General features: G+C 67.1%; 12 protein-coding genes. 1 reads left to right on the top strand and 11 read right to left on the bottom strand.

Going from position 1 to position 12,368, the window contains the following annotated elements; genetic code table 11:
• Positions 1 to 19: 19 nt before the first annotated feature.
• The 5 genes from AB4Y42_RS25440 to AB4Y42_RS25460 form a co-directional block, all read right to left on the bottom strand.
• Entirely contained in the window at positions 20 to 751 is a 732-nt protein-coding gene (locus tag AB4Y42_RS25440) for an aquaporin (RefSeq protein ID WP_368695708.1), read from the bottom strand.
• Positions 752 to 990: 239 nt separating this feature from the next.
• Entirely contained in the window at positions 991 to 1,674 is a 684-nt protein-coding gene (locus AB4Y42_RS25445; protein ID WP_368692556.1) for a response regulator, read from the bottom strand.
• Positions 1,675 to 1,700: 26 nt separating this feature from the next.
• On the bottom strand, positions 1,701 to 2,381 hold the full coding sequence (locus AB4Y42_RS25450) for a response regulator (RefSeq protein ID WP_368692588.1): 681 nt from the start codon (positions 2,379 to 2,381) through the stop codon (positions 1,701 to 1,703).
• Between the two features lie 104 nt (positions 2,382 to 2,485).
• Positions 2,486 to 3,127, bottom strand: a complete 642-nt coding sequence (locus AB4Y42_RS25455; protein ID WP_368695709.1) for a response regulator — start codon at positions 3,125 to 3,127, stop codon at positions 2,486 to 2,488.
• A gap of 158 nt (positions 3,128 to 3,285) precedes the next feature.
• Positions 3,286 to 4,608: an MFS transporter gene (locus AB4Y42_RS25460; protein ID WP_368695710.1), complete on the bottom strand. Its 1,323-nt coding sequence runs from the start codon at positions 4,606 to 4,608 to the stop codon at positions 3,286 to 3,288.
• Between the two features lie 136 nt (positions 4,609 to 4,744).
• On the opposite strand from AB4Y42_RS25460, the gene AB4Y42_RS25465 reads away from it, so the two are divergent.
• Positions 4,745 to 5,620, top strand: a complete 876-nt coding sequence (locus AB4Y42_RS25465; RefSeq protein WP_368692505.1) for a LysR family transcriptional regulator — start codon at positions 4,745 to 4,747, stop codon at positions 5,618 to 5,620.
• A gap of 11 nt (positions 5,621 to 5,631) precedes the next feature.
• Here the strand turns inward: AB4Y42_RS25465 and AB4Y42_RS25470 are convergent, their stop codons facing one another.
• The 6 genes from AB4Y42_RS25470 to AB4Y42_RS25495 all read right to left on the bottom strand — a co-directional run bounded on the left by AB4Y42_RS25470 (position 5,632) and on the right by AB4Y42_RS25495 (position 12,294).
• On the bottom strand, positions 5,632 to 6,603 hold the full coding sequence (locus AB4Y42_RS25470) for a threo-3-hydroxy-L-aspartate ammonia-lyase (RefSeq protein WP_368692504.1): 972 nt from the start codon (positions 6,601 to 6,603) through the stop codon (positions 5,632 to 5,634).
• Positions 6,600 to 7,268 carry a transcriptional regulator gene (locus AB4Y42_RS25475; RefSeq protein WP_368695711.1) on the bottom strand — a complete coding sequence of 223 codons (669 nt, stop codon included), beginning with the start codon at positions 7,266 to 7,268 and terminating at the stop codon, positions 6,600 to 6,602. Before AB4Y42_RS25475 ends, AB4Y42_RS25470 begins: the two co-directional genes overlap by 4 nt.
• Before the next feature lie 154 nt (positions 7,269 to 7,422).
• Positions 7,423 to 8,445, bottom strand: a complete 1,023-nt coding sequence (locus tag AB4Y42_RS25480; RefSeq protein ID WP_368695712.1) for a 2Fe-2S iron-sulfur cluster-binding protein — start codon at positions 8,443 to 8,445, stop codon at positions 7,423 to 7,425.
• 17 nt (positions 8,446 to 8,462) lie between these two features.
• Positions 8,463 to 10,130, bottom strand: coding sequence for a hydroxylamine reductase (hcp, locus tag AB4Y42_RS25485; RefSeq protein ID WP_368695713.1), 1,668 nt, complete (start codon positions 10,128 to 10,130; stop codon positions 8,463 to 8,465).
• Between the two features lie 290 nt (positions 10,131 to 10,420).
• A complete protein-coding gene (locus AB4Y42_RS25490) occupies positions 10,421 to 10,969 on the bottom strand; it encodes a single-stranded DNA-binding protein (protein WP_368692500.1) in 549 nt (182 codons plus the stop codon).
• A 149-nt stretch (positions 10,970 to 11,118) separates the two neighbouring features.
• Positions 11,119 to 12,294, bottom strand: a complete 1,176-nt coding sequence (locus tag AB4Y42_RS25495) for an MFS transporter (protein ID WP_368695779.1) — start codon at positions 12,292 to 12,294, stop codon at positions 11,119 to 11,121.
• Positions 12,295 to 12,368 lie beyond the last annotated feature (74 nt).

Consider the following 12,368-nt stretch of genomic DNA (forward strand, 5'->3'; position numbering starts at 1 on the left):
GCGCACGGCAGGCTGGATTTCAGACGCCGTCGCGAGATGACGTGGCGGAAATGCGCGAGCGCCGGCTCACGAGGCGGTACACCACGCCAGCCGCGGCGCCCCCCAGCAACGGCGCCGCCCAGAAGAGCCAGAGCTGATCGAGCGCCCATTCGCCGACGAACAGTGCGGGACCGGTCGAGCGCGCCGGATTCGCGCCGCCGTTGCTCACCGGGATGGCGATCAGATAGATGGCGGCAAGGCAGGCGCCCACGGCGAGCGCCGCAGTCTTGCGGCGTGCGACCGTGCTCGACATCAGGAGATGGAAGAGGACGAACACGAAGGTCGCCGCCAGTTCCAGCAGAAACACGGCGGCGAGGGCGTAGCCGGTCGGCGAATGATCGTCATAGCCGTTGCTGCCGAGGTCGGACACCGCGACGGAGAAACCCGGGCGCCCGCTCGCCACGCGGACGAGCAAGGCCGCGCCGAAAACGGCCCCGATGGTTTGTGCCGCGAGGTAGGGCCCGGTATCGCGCACCGGGAAGCGCCCGGAGACCGCGTAGCCGATCGTGACGGCGGGATTGAAGTGGGCGCTTGCCGCGCGCGCGGCGGCATAGTTCGCCACCGTGAGCGCAAGCCCGAATGCCGCGGCCATCTCGAAAACGTTGAAGCCCTGGGAGGGCGGGCTCGCGTTGAGCGCCGTGGCTGCGCAACCCGCGAACACGAGCCACGCGGTGCCTGCACCCTCGACCGCTAAACGCCTGCCAAGCTTCATTGTTTCATCTCCAGATCCGAACTACATCCCGACCCCGGTCCGACCCGGCCGTCGTTCGGTCGCATTCCCGGGTCGGCAATATCTGACGAGCCATGCGTCAAGCTTGGGATTATGGAGAGACGATTCCGGCAATCAGATAGGAGAACTCTTAAAACGCTGGGCGCATTGCGCAAGACACGGCGAGAGAAAATCCGGCGAACGCAGGAATAACCGGGGGACGCGCGCCACCAGGGGATGAATCAGGTCAGCCCCACCTGGATGGCGAAGTCGCTCAGATCGCGCTCCGTGACGAGGCCCAGCTTGCGCATCGTGCTGCGCTTTTGGGCGCTGATCGTTTTGCCGCTGCGCTGAAACCGCTGCGCAATCTGGCGCACCGACATACCCTGCGCGTAAAGCTGGAAGACCTCCCATTCGCGCGCGCTCGGCACGCCCGAGCACGGGGCGCACGCGGCGCCGGCGCGCGCGAGCGTGGCGCGTACGTGGCCCGAAAGAAACGGCGTGCGCTCGCGAGCGGCGGCGACGGCGAGCAGGAGATCGTGCACGACGTCGCGCTTGTCGACGATGACGTTCAGGCCGCGATGCATCAGGCCTGTCAGAACGGGCGGCGTCGACACCATGCTCAGGACGACGATCGCAGGCGTGTCTCGTGTTTGCGCGAGGCGCCGCAGCAGGGTAAGGGAGCCATATTCGCCGTCCAGCCCCGGCATGCACAGATCGGAGATGACGACGTCGCAGTCGGTCGTATCGAGCTGCGTGGCGAGCTCGAGCGTATTGCCGGCTTCGCCGACGACGAGGGCTCGATCCGTTGCGCGCAGCAGGCTGGCCACGCCGAGCCGGATGCACGCGTGGTCGTCGGCAACGATCACGCGCAGCGGCTTGCCCGTGCGAGGCGCGTCGTCTCGACCAACCCGGATGGCGTGCATGGGAGACCTTGCGTGGCTTGAACCGCTCAGGTTTGCTCGCCCTGCGTCACGCCGCATTCGACCGCGAAGCGATAGAGCTCGATATCGTTGCTGAGCGCGAGCTTCTTCATCGCCGCGCACTTTTGCGCGCTGATCGTCTTGACGCTGCGCCCGAGCAGACCTGCGATTTCCGTCACGCCGAGCCCGGTTGCATAGTGCGTGATCACCTCGAATTCACGCCGCGTGAGAATGCGGTGCACCTCGTCGCGCCGCTCGGCGCGCGCCGCTTCCGTGAGCAGGTCGCGCACGACAGGCCCGACGTATTGCTCGCGCGCCATCGCCGACATGATCGCAACCGGGATCAGGTCGATGCGGTCGCGCTTGCTGAGCACCGCATCCACCTCCATCTCGATGGTCTTGCGCAGCACCGCGGCCTCGCTTTCCATGGTGAGGACGACCACGGCCTTTTGCGGGAACCCGGCGCGAAAGGCGCGGATGGCCTCGGGCCCGTCCAGCTCGCCGGGCAACGCCATGTAGAGGTCCATCAGCACGAGATCGAACGCATTCCGGGCCGCGACTTCGAACAGCTCGGACACGCTGCGCGCACGCGCGACGACCTGCACGTTGGGATAGTGGGTGAGCATGCTCTCCAGCGCATACACGACGAGCGGATGGTCGTCGGCGATGATCACGCGCACCGGTGCCGCGAGGTCGGCCGTATCCGTCATGTTGCGCGCCGCGAGGCTGGCGCGCTGGTCGTCGTGGTCGCGCATCGCGCGCTGGGAGGCGGCCCCCGCAGGGGCATGATGCGACAGCGATGAGGGAAGCGGGTTCATAGAAGTCCGTACGCCTTGACATAGGCGAAGAGTCCCGCGTCGTTGCTCACGCCGAGCTTCGCCATGGCATCGCGCTTCTGGCAGCTCACCGTGCGCACGTCGCGGCCGAGGGCACGCGCAATTTCCGTGATCGAACTGCCGCTCGCGAATTTGCGGACCACCTCCGATTCGCGCGGCGTCAGGCGCGGCAAGCACAGGTCGGACGGTCCGGCGGCGGCCGCGAGTTCGCGCTCGATGGCCGGGCTGAGATAGGCGAGACCCTGGGCGGCGCCGCGCACGATGGCTGCGAGATCGTCCATCGGCTCGGTTTTGCGCAACATGGCGACCGCGCCCGCATGCGCCACCGCGCGCAGAACGACAGCGTTCGCAACGCTGGTCAGCACGATCACGGGCACATGGGGCCAGTCGCGGCGCAAACGCTGCACGAGGCGCAGGCCGTCCTCGGCTTCGCCGGAGACCGGCGGCATATTGAGGTCGGTGACCACCACGTCGCACGGGACGGTTTCGAGCGTCTGCAACAACTCTCGCGCGCCGCACGCTTCCCCCACGACCTCGATATCGTCTGCCGCGAGGAGCGCCGAGCGAACGCCAAGCAGAACGAATGGATGATCGTCGGCGAGGACGACACGTAGCTTCACACTGAATCTCCTTCGAGGTGGATTTGCGGGTTGCCGATGCGCTGCGTGAGCGCATCGGCAACCCGCAACATCAACAAGGTCGTTCATCTGACCATTGAAAAGCCGCCGTCGAAATCGGAGATTTCCGAAACGTTAAATATGGCTTATGTTCCGTGCGCTCAACTCGCGGCACGCGCGCGAGCGCGTTGTCGACGCTCGCCAGTGCGCCCGGCGTCGCTGCGCTCGCGCGGCGCCGCGAATGCGGGCCATGCCAGCGCGGCGCAGAGCGCGGCGGCCGCCCAGACCGCCGGCCACCCGAACCATGACAACAGCAGCGGGATCGCGGAAGGCGCGACGAAGAACGCAACGAATGCGCCGGTGTTGCCCATCGCGAGCGCGGTTCCCACCCGACCGTTGCCCGCGAGCGTCGCGAGTTCGGTGAAGGCAACGCCGTGCCAGGCGGAAGCGGCGATACCGCCAGGCACGATCATCGCGGCGAGCAGCGTGACGAACGGTGTGCTGGCACGATGCGCTGGCGACGCAAAAGCCGTCAACGCGGCAAGCATGACGAACAGCGCGACGGTGAGCGCCGCGCAACCGCGCAGCCAGATACGCCGGTCGCCGTGCCGGTCTGTCCAACGGCCGCCGTACACCCGCATGAACGCCGCGCCGCCCTGCACGGCCGCAAGCGTCGCGCTGACTGCCGCCGTACCCGCATGGCCGACGTCATGCAGGAAAATGCTCGCGAACGAGAGCACGGCCACCTGGGGAATGCACAGCACGCCAATGCCGGTCACCATGCGCCACACGGTGACGCTGCGCAGCGGCGAGACGGCGCGTTGTGCCTGCGCGAGCGCTTCGTGAGCGACAAGCGGCACATGCGCGGCGTCCGGTTCGTGCGCGGGTTCGTGCAACCAGACGATCGTAAGCACGGTGGAGACCACACACATCGCGGCGAGTGCGCCGTAGACGGCAGCGAATCCCGCATGCTCGGCGAGCGCGGGCAGCACGAGTGCGCCAAGTCCGCCGCCAGTCGGCACGGCGGTTTGCCGGATGCTCATCGCAAGGCCGCGCTCGTGGGCGGCGAACCACGCCATCACCGCGCGCCCGCTCGAGCCGTTCACGCTTCCGCCAAGCAGGCCGAGCGCGAGCAGGCCAACCGCGAGCACCGTCGCGCTGGGCGTGTGCGCGCCCGCCGGGGCGCCCCAGAGCGCCATCGCGACGAGTGCGAGCGCTGTCGTGGAAAGGCCCGTGAGCAGCACGCGCCGGTCGCCCCAGCGGTCCGTCAGGAGTCCCCAGGGAAGCTCGCTCAGTACGATGCCAAGTCCAAGCATGCCGAGCACGATACCCAGTTCGCCCGTGCCGATGCGGTAATCCGAGCGGATCAACACGCCCGTCGCGGGAATGCCGCCGAGCGCTGCCGCAAAACTGGCGTTGGCCGCCACGCCCACCGCGAGCACTTTCCAGCGGTGTGCCGCGCCCCGCGTCGTACTGCGTCCCATGATGATCTCCAGAAAACGGTTGACTGAGGGCATCGTAGAGGCGCAACATCTATCGGAAAAGCGGGAAATTCCAATTCGTATATTCGGAATTTCCGAATGATGAAATGGCACGAAACGCACCGGGTCAAGCTGAACCATGAACGCACGCGGTTTCGATCTCGCGCAGTTGCGCACATTTATCGCCGTGACGGAAGCGGGCAGTGTCTCCGCGGGTGCGGAGCGGGTGTTCCTCTCGCAGTCGTCGGTGAGCGAGCAGCTCAAGAAGCTCGAGGAGCGCGTCGGCCAGCCGCTTTTCGTGCGCAGCAAGCAGGGTATGACCGCCACGCCCGCGGGCGCGAAGCTGCTCGACCACGCGCGCCGCATCGTCGCGCTCTGCGACGCCGCCTTCGACGACATGCTCGGCCGCACGCTCGACGGCGAAGTGCGCATTGCGATCACGGACTATTACCGGCCGCACGACGTCGCCGAGATCATCCGGCGCTTCGCGGTCCAGCATCCGCGTCTGCGTCTGCATGTGACCGTGCTGCCGAGCGCCGTGATCGACAGCAGCGCGGACGATAATGCCTACGACATCGGCTTGTCGCTGCGGCTGGTGGAGGAAGGCCGCGGTACGCACAGGAACACGTCGATACGGCGCGAAAAACTGGTGTGGGTGGGCGCGACGCAAACGCTGCGCGAGCGGCCCGCGCTCACGCCGCCCTGGCCGCTCGTGCTGCTGCCGGCGACCTGCCAGTTGCAGCGGCGCGTCGTGAGGCTGCTCGACGAAGCGCGCATGCCCTATCTGATTTCGCATTCGGCTTCGGGCGTGGCCGGGCTGCAGCTCGCGCTCAAGGCGGGGCTGGGGATCTCGTGTCTGAACGAGTCGTCGATCGGCGAAGGACTGATGCCCTGCCCGGCTTCATTCGGCCTGCCCGCACTGCCTGCGGCCGAATTTCATTTGCTGCCGGGCCGACCGGGCGAGTCCGCGCACGTGACGAACGCGCGCGCGGCGCTCGGGGAACTGCTCGCTTAAGTTCAGGCGCCTTAGCTTGCAGCCTGAACCAGCTCGGCAAAGCGCAGCAGGTCGACGTTGCCCCCGGAGATGAGCACGCCCACGCGCTTGCCGCGCACATCCACCTTGCCGTGCAACACCGCCGCCGCCGCGAGGCAGCCGGTGGGTTCGACCACGAGCTTCATGCGGCTCGCGAAGAACTTCATCGTATCGACGAGTTCCGCGTCGCTCACCGTGACGATCTCGCTCACGCGCTCGCGGATCACCGCGAAGGTCAGGTTGCCGAGATGCTGGGTTTGCGCGCCGTCGGCAAGGGTCTTCGGCGTGTCGATGTGGACGATCTCACCTGTCTGCAGGCTGCGCTGACCGTCGTTGCCGGCTTCGGGCTCGACGCCGATCACCGTGCACGCGGGCGAGAGCGCATGCGCGGCAGTCGCACAGCCCGACAGCAGCCCGCCCCCGCCAAGCGGCGTGAGCAGCAGGTCGAGCTCGCCCGTTTCCTCGAACAACTCCTTGGCGGCGGTGCCCTGCCCGGCCATCACATGCGCGTGGTCGTACGGCGGAATGAGCGTGAGGCCGCGCTCGGCCGCGAGCCGTTTGCCGAGCGCCTCGCGGTCTTCGGTATAGCGATCGTAAAAGACGACCTCGCCGCCATAGCCGCGCGTGGCCTCCACCTTTACGGCGGGCGCGTCGTGCGGCATGACGATCACGGCCTTCACGCCGAGCAGGCGCGCCGACAGCGCGATCGCCTGCGCGTGGTTGCCCGACGAAAACGTGATCACGCCGCCCGCCTTCTGCTCCGGCGTGAACTGTGCGATCGCGTTATAGGCGCCGCGGAACTTGAACGCGCCCATGCGCTGCAGGTTCTCGCATTTGAAGAAGAGCTGCGCGCCCGTGCGTTCGTTCGCGGTGCTGGAAGTCAGAACCGGCGTGCGGTGCGCGACGCCACGCAGGCGTTCGTGGGCGGCGGCGACGTCTTCGAAGGTAATAGGCAGAGTGCTCATGGTCGGTCTTCGGCTGGCAGGTAGGTGTAGACGGTCGAGCGCGCCACACCGAGCGTGGTGGCCACGTCGGCGAGCGCATGACGCAGGTTCAGCATTCCGTTTGTCGCGAGTTCGCGCACGGCCTCGCGGCGCTGCGCGAGCGTCATGCCGATGGGCGTGGTGTTGCGCGTGGCGGCGAAGCGTTCGAGCGCCTCGCGCACGCAGCCCACGCCGCGCGGCGCGAGCGTTTCGGCGACGGGCGCAGCCGTGCTGGTCTGGATCAGCTGGCCGAGGCCCGCTGTCACCGCGCCGATCAGCGACACATCCATGTTCAGGCAGAGGGCCGCGACGTACTCGCCCGCGCTGTTCTTGAGGCCGATGGATGTGCTCTTGGCCGGACGCCCGTCGGGAAAGCGGTTCGGATAGTTGGCCACGACTTCGGGGAAGCCGGAGTCGGTGATGCGCGCGAGACCCATTTCGGTGGCGGCGTCGCCGACTTGCCGTCCTGACAAATTGTTCGCAATTGCGACGACCGAGTGCTCGGGCCGCGTGAGGTCGTGCAGCACCACCTCGACGAGCGGCGCGAGCGTCTGGCCGAGCGCCGCGACGATCTTCTCGCCTTCGCGCAGAAGCAGCGCGTTTTCGTCAGTGGAATGGCCGGAACGGGGTTTGCGGGTTGGCATCATGATGTTGGACATTTTGACAGTTAATGACTGAATGTCAATCGTTTGAATGGATCGCTCAGAGTTGCCGTGCCTGGCCGCCCGATGCGCGAAAAAAAACCCCGCCCGAAGGCGAGGTCAATCAGACACGAAGAAACACGACTCACTGCATTGCTGCTCAGACCGTGAAGCGCTCGCTCACGAACTGCGTGGACGGCACGCGTGCGCGCGCCGCCACCGCTTGCGCGGCGCTCACCATCGCGGGCGGACCGCAAACGTAGAGATCGGGCGCCGCGCCACCGTCTGCAAGCGCGGCGGCGAGCGCGTCGACGGGGGTGCTGTGCGAGCCTTGCCAGCCATCACCCGCTTCGCGCACGCAAAGCTCGACGTGCAGTTGCGGCAGCGCCGCCCGAAGCGCGTCCAGTTCGTCGAGCAGGAACAGCTCGCTCTCGCGATTCACGCCGTAAAAGAGCCGCGCGTCGTTCATTTCGCCGAATTCGGCCATGCGGCGCAGCATCGAAAGCACGGGCGCGAGACCCGTGCCGCCCGCGACGAACCAGCGCGGGCGCAGGCTGTCGGCGATCAAACCGAAGCCGCCCTGCGGGCCGTGAACGGTAAGCAGGTCGCCCGGCTGCGCCCGCTCGCGCAGATACGCCGAAAACTCGCCTTGCGGCCGCAGCCGGATGAGGAACTCGAGGCGCCCTTCCCAGTTGCTCGTGTTGGCAAGCGAGAACGGGCGCTTCACGCCGCCTTCCGGCAACTCCAGTTCCGCGAACTGGCCCGCTTCGAATTCGGCGGCGCTGCCGCTCGTGTCGTCGGCGTCGAGCAGCAGTTCGAGACGGCGCGTGTCGTCGGCGATCGTGTCCAGCGCGGCGATGCGCGCCGTGCGCGCGGCAACCGGCTGCAGCAGCACCTTCGTGCCGTCGTACGGTGCGGCGACGCGCAAGTCGGCCGAAGGTCTCGTGCGGCACAGCAGAACCGCCTGCGGGTCGCCAGACGGCAACGCATCCGCATTGTGATCGCCGAGCGTGTACGTCCCTTCGGTCACGGTGGCGTGGCACGCGCCGCAGCTGCCGCGCCGGCACTGCGAGGGCAGCGTGATATCCGCCGCCGCCGCCGCGCTCAGCACATCCTGCCCCGGCTCGCAGGCGAAGCCGAACGCCTGGCCGTCGCGCGTGGTGAGCTCGATTTGATAACTCATGACGTTTTCACCCGCGCTCAAGCGGCCTTGCGTGCGAGCGCCGCGGCGAGGTCCGCTTGCGCCTCGCCGATCGGCGAGATGCCGAACTGCTTGACGAGGATGTCGAGGACGTTCGGCGTGAGGAAGGCGGGCAACGTCGGTCCGAGATGGATGTTGCGCAGGCCGAGCGCGAGCAGCGTGAGCAGCACCGCAGCGGCCTTCTGCTCGAACCACGACACCACGAGGGTAAGCGGCAGATCGTTCACGCCGCAGTCGAAGGCCTTCGAGAGCGCGATGGCGATCTGGATCGCCGAGTAGCTGTCGTTGCACTGGCCCAGATCGAGCAGGCGCGGGATGCCGCCGATGTCGCCGAACGCGTGGCGGTTGAAGCGGTACTTGTTGCAGCCGAGCGTCATGACGACGGTGTCGTCGGGCGCGCCCTGGGCGAACTCGGTGTAGTAGTTGCGGCCCGGCGCGGCGCCGTCGCAGCCGCCGATCAGGAAGAAGTGGCGGATCTGGCCGGCCTTCACCGCGTCGATCACCTTGTCGGCCACGCCGAGCACCGTGTTGCGCGCAAAGCCGATGGTGATGGTTTCCTCCAGCGCCGTTTCGCGGAAGCCCGGCAGCGCGAGCGCGGCCTGCACGACCGGCGCGAATGCGTGATGCTCGAGATGGCGCACGCCGGCCCAGCCTACCGGCCCGGTGGTGAAGATGCGCTGGCGGTACTGCGGCAGCGGCTCGATCAGGCAGTTCGAGGTCATCAGGATCGGGCCGGGGAAGTTCGCGAAGTCCGATTGCTGGTCCTGCCATGCGCCGCCGTAGTTGCCTGCCAGATGCGGATAGGCCTTGAGCTTCGGGTAAGCATGCGCAGGCAGCATCTCGCCGTGCGTGTAGATCTGCACGCCGGTGCCCTGGGTCGCTTCGAGCAGCGCCTCCAGATCGCCGAGGTCGTGGCCCGAGACCAGGATGGCTTTGCCCGCCGCCGGCGTCACGCGCACGGCAGTGGGTTCGGGCACGCCGAATCGACCCGTGTTCGCCGCATCGAGCAGTTCCATCACCTTGAGGTTCAGGTTGCCGAGCGCGAGCGCATGTTCAAGGATATCGCCGGCTTGCGTGGGTTCGCTCGCGAGAAACACGAGCGCCGCCTCCACGCCCGCGTAGACCTCCTCGCTCTCGTAGCCGAGCACGCGCGCGTGATGGGCGTAAGCACACACGCCCTTGAGACCGTAGAGCACGAGGGCGCGCAGGCCCACGACATCCTCGCCCACCTTCGGCAGCCCGGCCCTGATGCCGACGAGCGCCGCCTGCGCCTGCAGTTCGGCGAGATCGTCGCCCGGTTGCCAGAGCGCGGCGCCGCCCGGCTGCGCAGCAGCGACGCCTTGCGCGAGCGCGAGCGCCTCGCAGGTCGACTTCACGCGATCGCGGTGTTGCGCGGCCTCGCGCAGCATTGCCACGAAACGGCTGGCGTTGAAATTGACGTTGGTGAGCGTTGTGAACAGCGCGTAGAGCATGAAGCGGTCGGCTTCGCGATCGGGGCTGCCGAGGCCGCGCGCGAGCGCGCCATACTGTGCGATGCCCTTGGCTGCGTAGATCAGCAGATCCTGCAGATCCGCAGTCGTGGCGTCCTTGCCGCAGTTGCCCTTGGCCGAGGCACACCCCGGTGTGGCCTGGGTGCGGTCGGTCTGTTCACATTGATAGCAAAACACGGCTTTCTCCTTTTCCTTGTGGGGTGACGGCGCGAGCAGTCTTGTAAGATGCAAAATCAATGCATCTTTTAAATGGTCGCGCGCCGGCGGGAGTTTTGCCGTGACAAAAATCAGAAAACGTGTCCGCTCGAGGCGGAGAAGCGACTGCGTGTGCGAAAACGTCGCAGCAGGTCGGCGCTCGACTCGCTCAGCTTGCTGAGTTCGCTCGGTCCGCGCGCGCAAATGAAAAGCCCCGGCCCGACCGTGAGGTCGAGCCGGGGCTTCAGGTCCTGCCGATGCATTCGGAGGCTTTAGAACGGAATATCGTCGTCCATCTCGTCGAAGCCGCCGCCGGCCGGCGCGTTCGAACGGCCGCCACCCGCGCCGCCGCCGGCACCGCCACCGCCACCGCTCGAACGCGGCGCGCCGCCGCCGCCCGAAGCGCGGCCGCCGCCGCGCGGCGCGGACTGCTCACGGCTGTAGCCGCCGTCGTCGCCCATGTCGCTGCCCATCGAGGCGCCGCCGCTGCGGCCGCCCAGCATCTGCATCTGGTCGGCGACGATTTCCGTCGAGTAGCGGTCGGTGCCGTCCTGCGCTTGCCACTTGCGCGTGCGGATGCGGCCTTCGATATACACCGACGAGCCCTTCTTCAGGTACTCCGAGACGATCTCGGCCAGGCGCCCGAAGAACGACACGCGGTGCCATTCGGTCATTTCCTTGAACTCGCCGGACGCCTTGTCCTTGTAGCGGTCGGTCGTGGCGAGGCGAATGTTCGCCACGGCGTCGCCGCTCGGCAGATAGCGCACTTCCGGATCGGCGCCGAGGTTGCCGACGAGGATCACCTTGTTCACGGATGCCATGAATTTCTCCTGTTTGATTCCGTTGCGAGGAGCGGCCGCGCGGTGCGCGCCGGCGAGCGCCTGATGTGTCATGCGCCTTCGCCGGTCGCGGACCGCCTCCGCGAATTGCGTTGCTGTGAACCGCTGGTTCTAACTCAGGCCCGCCTGGGTCAAGCCCGCTTGGCTTCTGCCCGCTTGGGCGGCGCCTTCATATTGGCCGCGATTATAAGCCAGCACAAGACGAGCCCCGAGCACGTATAAAACACGGCGCTCGCGCCCTCGTGCTTGAGGATCCATCCGCCCACCACGCCGCCGAGCGCGAGCCCGATCGACTGCGTGGTGTTGTACACGCCCGTGGCCGCCCCCTTGCGGTTGCCCGGCGCGAGCTTCGACACGAGCGAAGGCTGCGAAGCCTCCAGGATGTTGAAGCCCAGGAAGTACACGAACAGCACGGCCGCCACGATGACAAGTGTATGCGCGAGCGAGCCGAGCAAAAGCTGGCCGATCAGGATAAGACCGATCGCAGAAACGAGCACGGGCTTCATCTTGCCCCGCTTCTCCGCGACGATGATGGCGGGCACCATCATGACAAACGCGAGGCCCATGACCGGCAGATAGATCATCCAGTGCGACGCGACCGGCAGGCCCGCGTCCACGAGCAGGCGCGGCACGACGAGAAAGAGCGCCGTTTGCGTGGCATGCAGCACGAGCACACCGAAGTTCAGGCGCAGCAGCTCCACGTTGTGCAGCACTTCGGCGAACGGGGCGCGCACGTGCACGGGCTTGCTGGGCGCGTCGGGCACGACCCAGATCACCACGCCCACCGCGAGAATCGAGAACACCCCGACCAGTGTGAACAGGCCGCTCATGCCGACCCAGTGGAACACGATCGGCGCGCCGACGATGGCCACGGCGAACGACATGCCGATCGAGCCGCCCACCATCGCCATGGCCTTGGTGCGGTGCTCCTCGGCGGTCAGGTCGGCGATGAACGCCAGCACGGCCGACGATACCGCGCCCATGCCCTGGATCACCCGCCCGACGATGATCCACACCATGTCGTGCGCGCCCGCCGCGACGAAGCTGCCGATCGCGAAGATGACGAGGCCCGTGGCGATGACGGGCTTTCTGCCCACCATGTCCGAAACCCAGCCGTAGAAAATATAGAGAAGCGACTGCGTGACGCCGTATGCGCCGAGCGCGATGCCGACCAGCAGCAGGTTGTCGCCGCCGGGAATGGTTTTCGCGTAGACGGAAAACACCGGCATGATCATGAACAGACCGAGCATGCGCAGCGCGAAGATCGCCGCCAGCGAGACGGTCGCGCGCAACTCGGGCGCGCTCATGCGCGAGGATGTAGCGGGTGAATTGGAGGACATCGGAGCGTTATGTGTTCGGACCGCAAGTGCCCGCACGTTTG

This window comes from Paraburkholderia sp. EG286B (genome assembly GCF_040965655.1).
Classification (GTDB): domain Bacteria; phylum Pseudomonadota; class Gammaproteobacteria; order Burkholderiales; family Burkholderiaceae; genus Paraburkholderia.

Bases quoted from the DNA above. Each gene is read 5' to 3' on its own strand.
- AB4Y42_RS25480 (WP_368695712.1), bottom strand. From the start codon at position 8,445: ATGAGTTATCAAATCGAGCTCACCACGCGCGACGGCCAGGCGTTCGGC.
- AB4Y42_RS25470 (WP_368692504.1), bottom strand. From the start codon at position 6,603: ATGAGCACTCTGCCTATTACCTTCGAAGACGTCGCCGCCGCCCACGAA.
- AB4Y42_RS25440 (WP_368695708.1), bottom strand. From the start codon at position 751: ATGAAGCTTGGCAGGCGTTTAGCGGTCGAGGGTGCAGGCACCGCGTGG.
- AB4Y42_RS25475 (WP_368695711.1), bottom strand. From the start codon at position 7,268: ATGATGCCAACCCGCAAACCCCGTTCCGGCCATTCCACTGACGAAAAC.
- AB4Y42_RS25460 (WP_368695710.1), bottom strand. From the start codon at position 4,608: ATGGGACGCAGTACGACGCGGGGCGCGGCACACCGCTGGAAAGTGCTC.
- AB4Y42_RS25450 (WP_368692588.1), bottom strand. From the start codon at position 2,381: ATGACGGATACGGCCGACCTCGCGGCACCGGTGCGCGTGATCATCGCC.
- AB4Y42_RS25465 (WP_368692505.1), top strand. From the start codon at position 4,745: ATGAACGCACGCGGTTTCGATCTCGCGCAGTTGCGCACATTTATCGCC.
- AB4Y42_RS25490 (WP_368692500.1), bottom strand. From the start codon at position 10,969: ATGGCATCCGTGAACAAGGTGATCCTCGTCGGCAACCTCGGCGCCGAT.
- AB4Y42_RS25445 (WP_368692556.1), bottom strand. From the start codon at position 1,674: ATGCACGCCATCCGGGTTGGTCGAGACGACGCGCCTCGCACGGGCAAG.
- AB4Y42_RS25495 (WP_368695779.1), bottom strand. From the start codon at position 12,294: ATGAGCGCGCCCGAGTTGCGCGCGACCGTCTCGCTGGCGGCGATCTTC.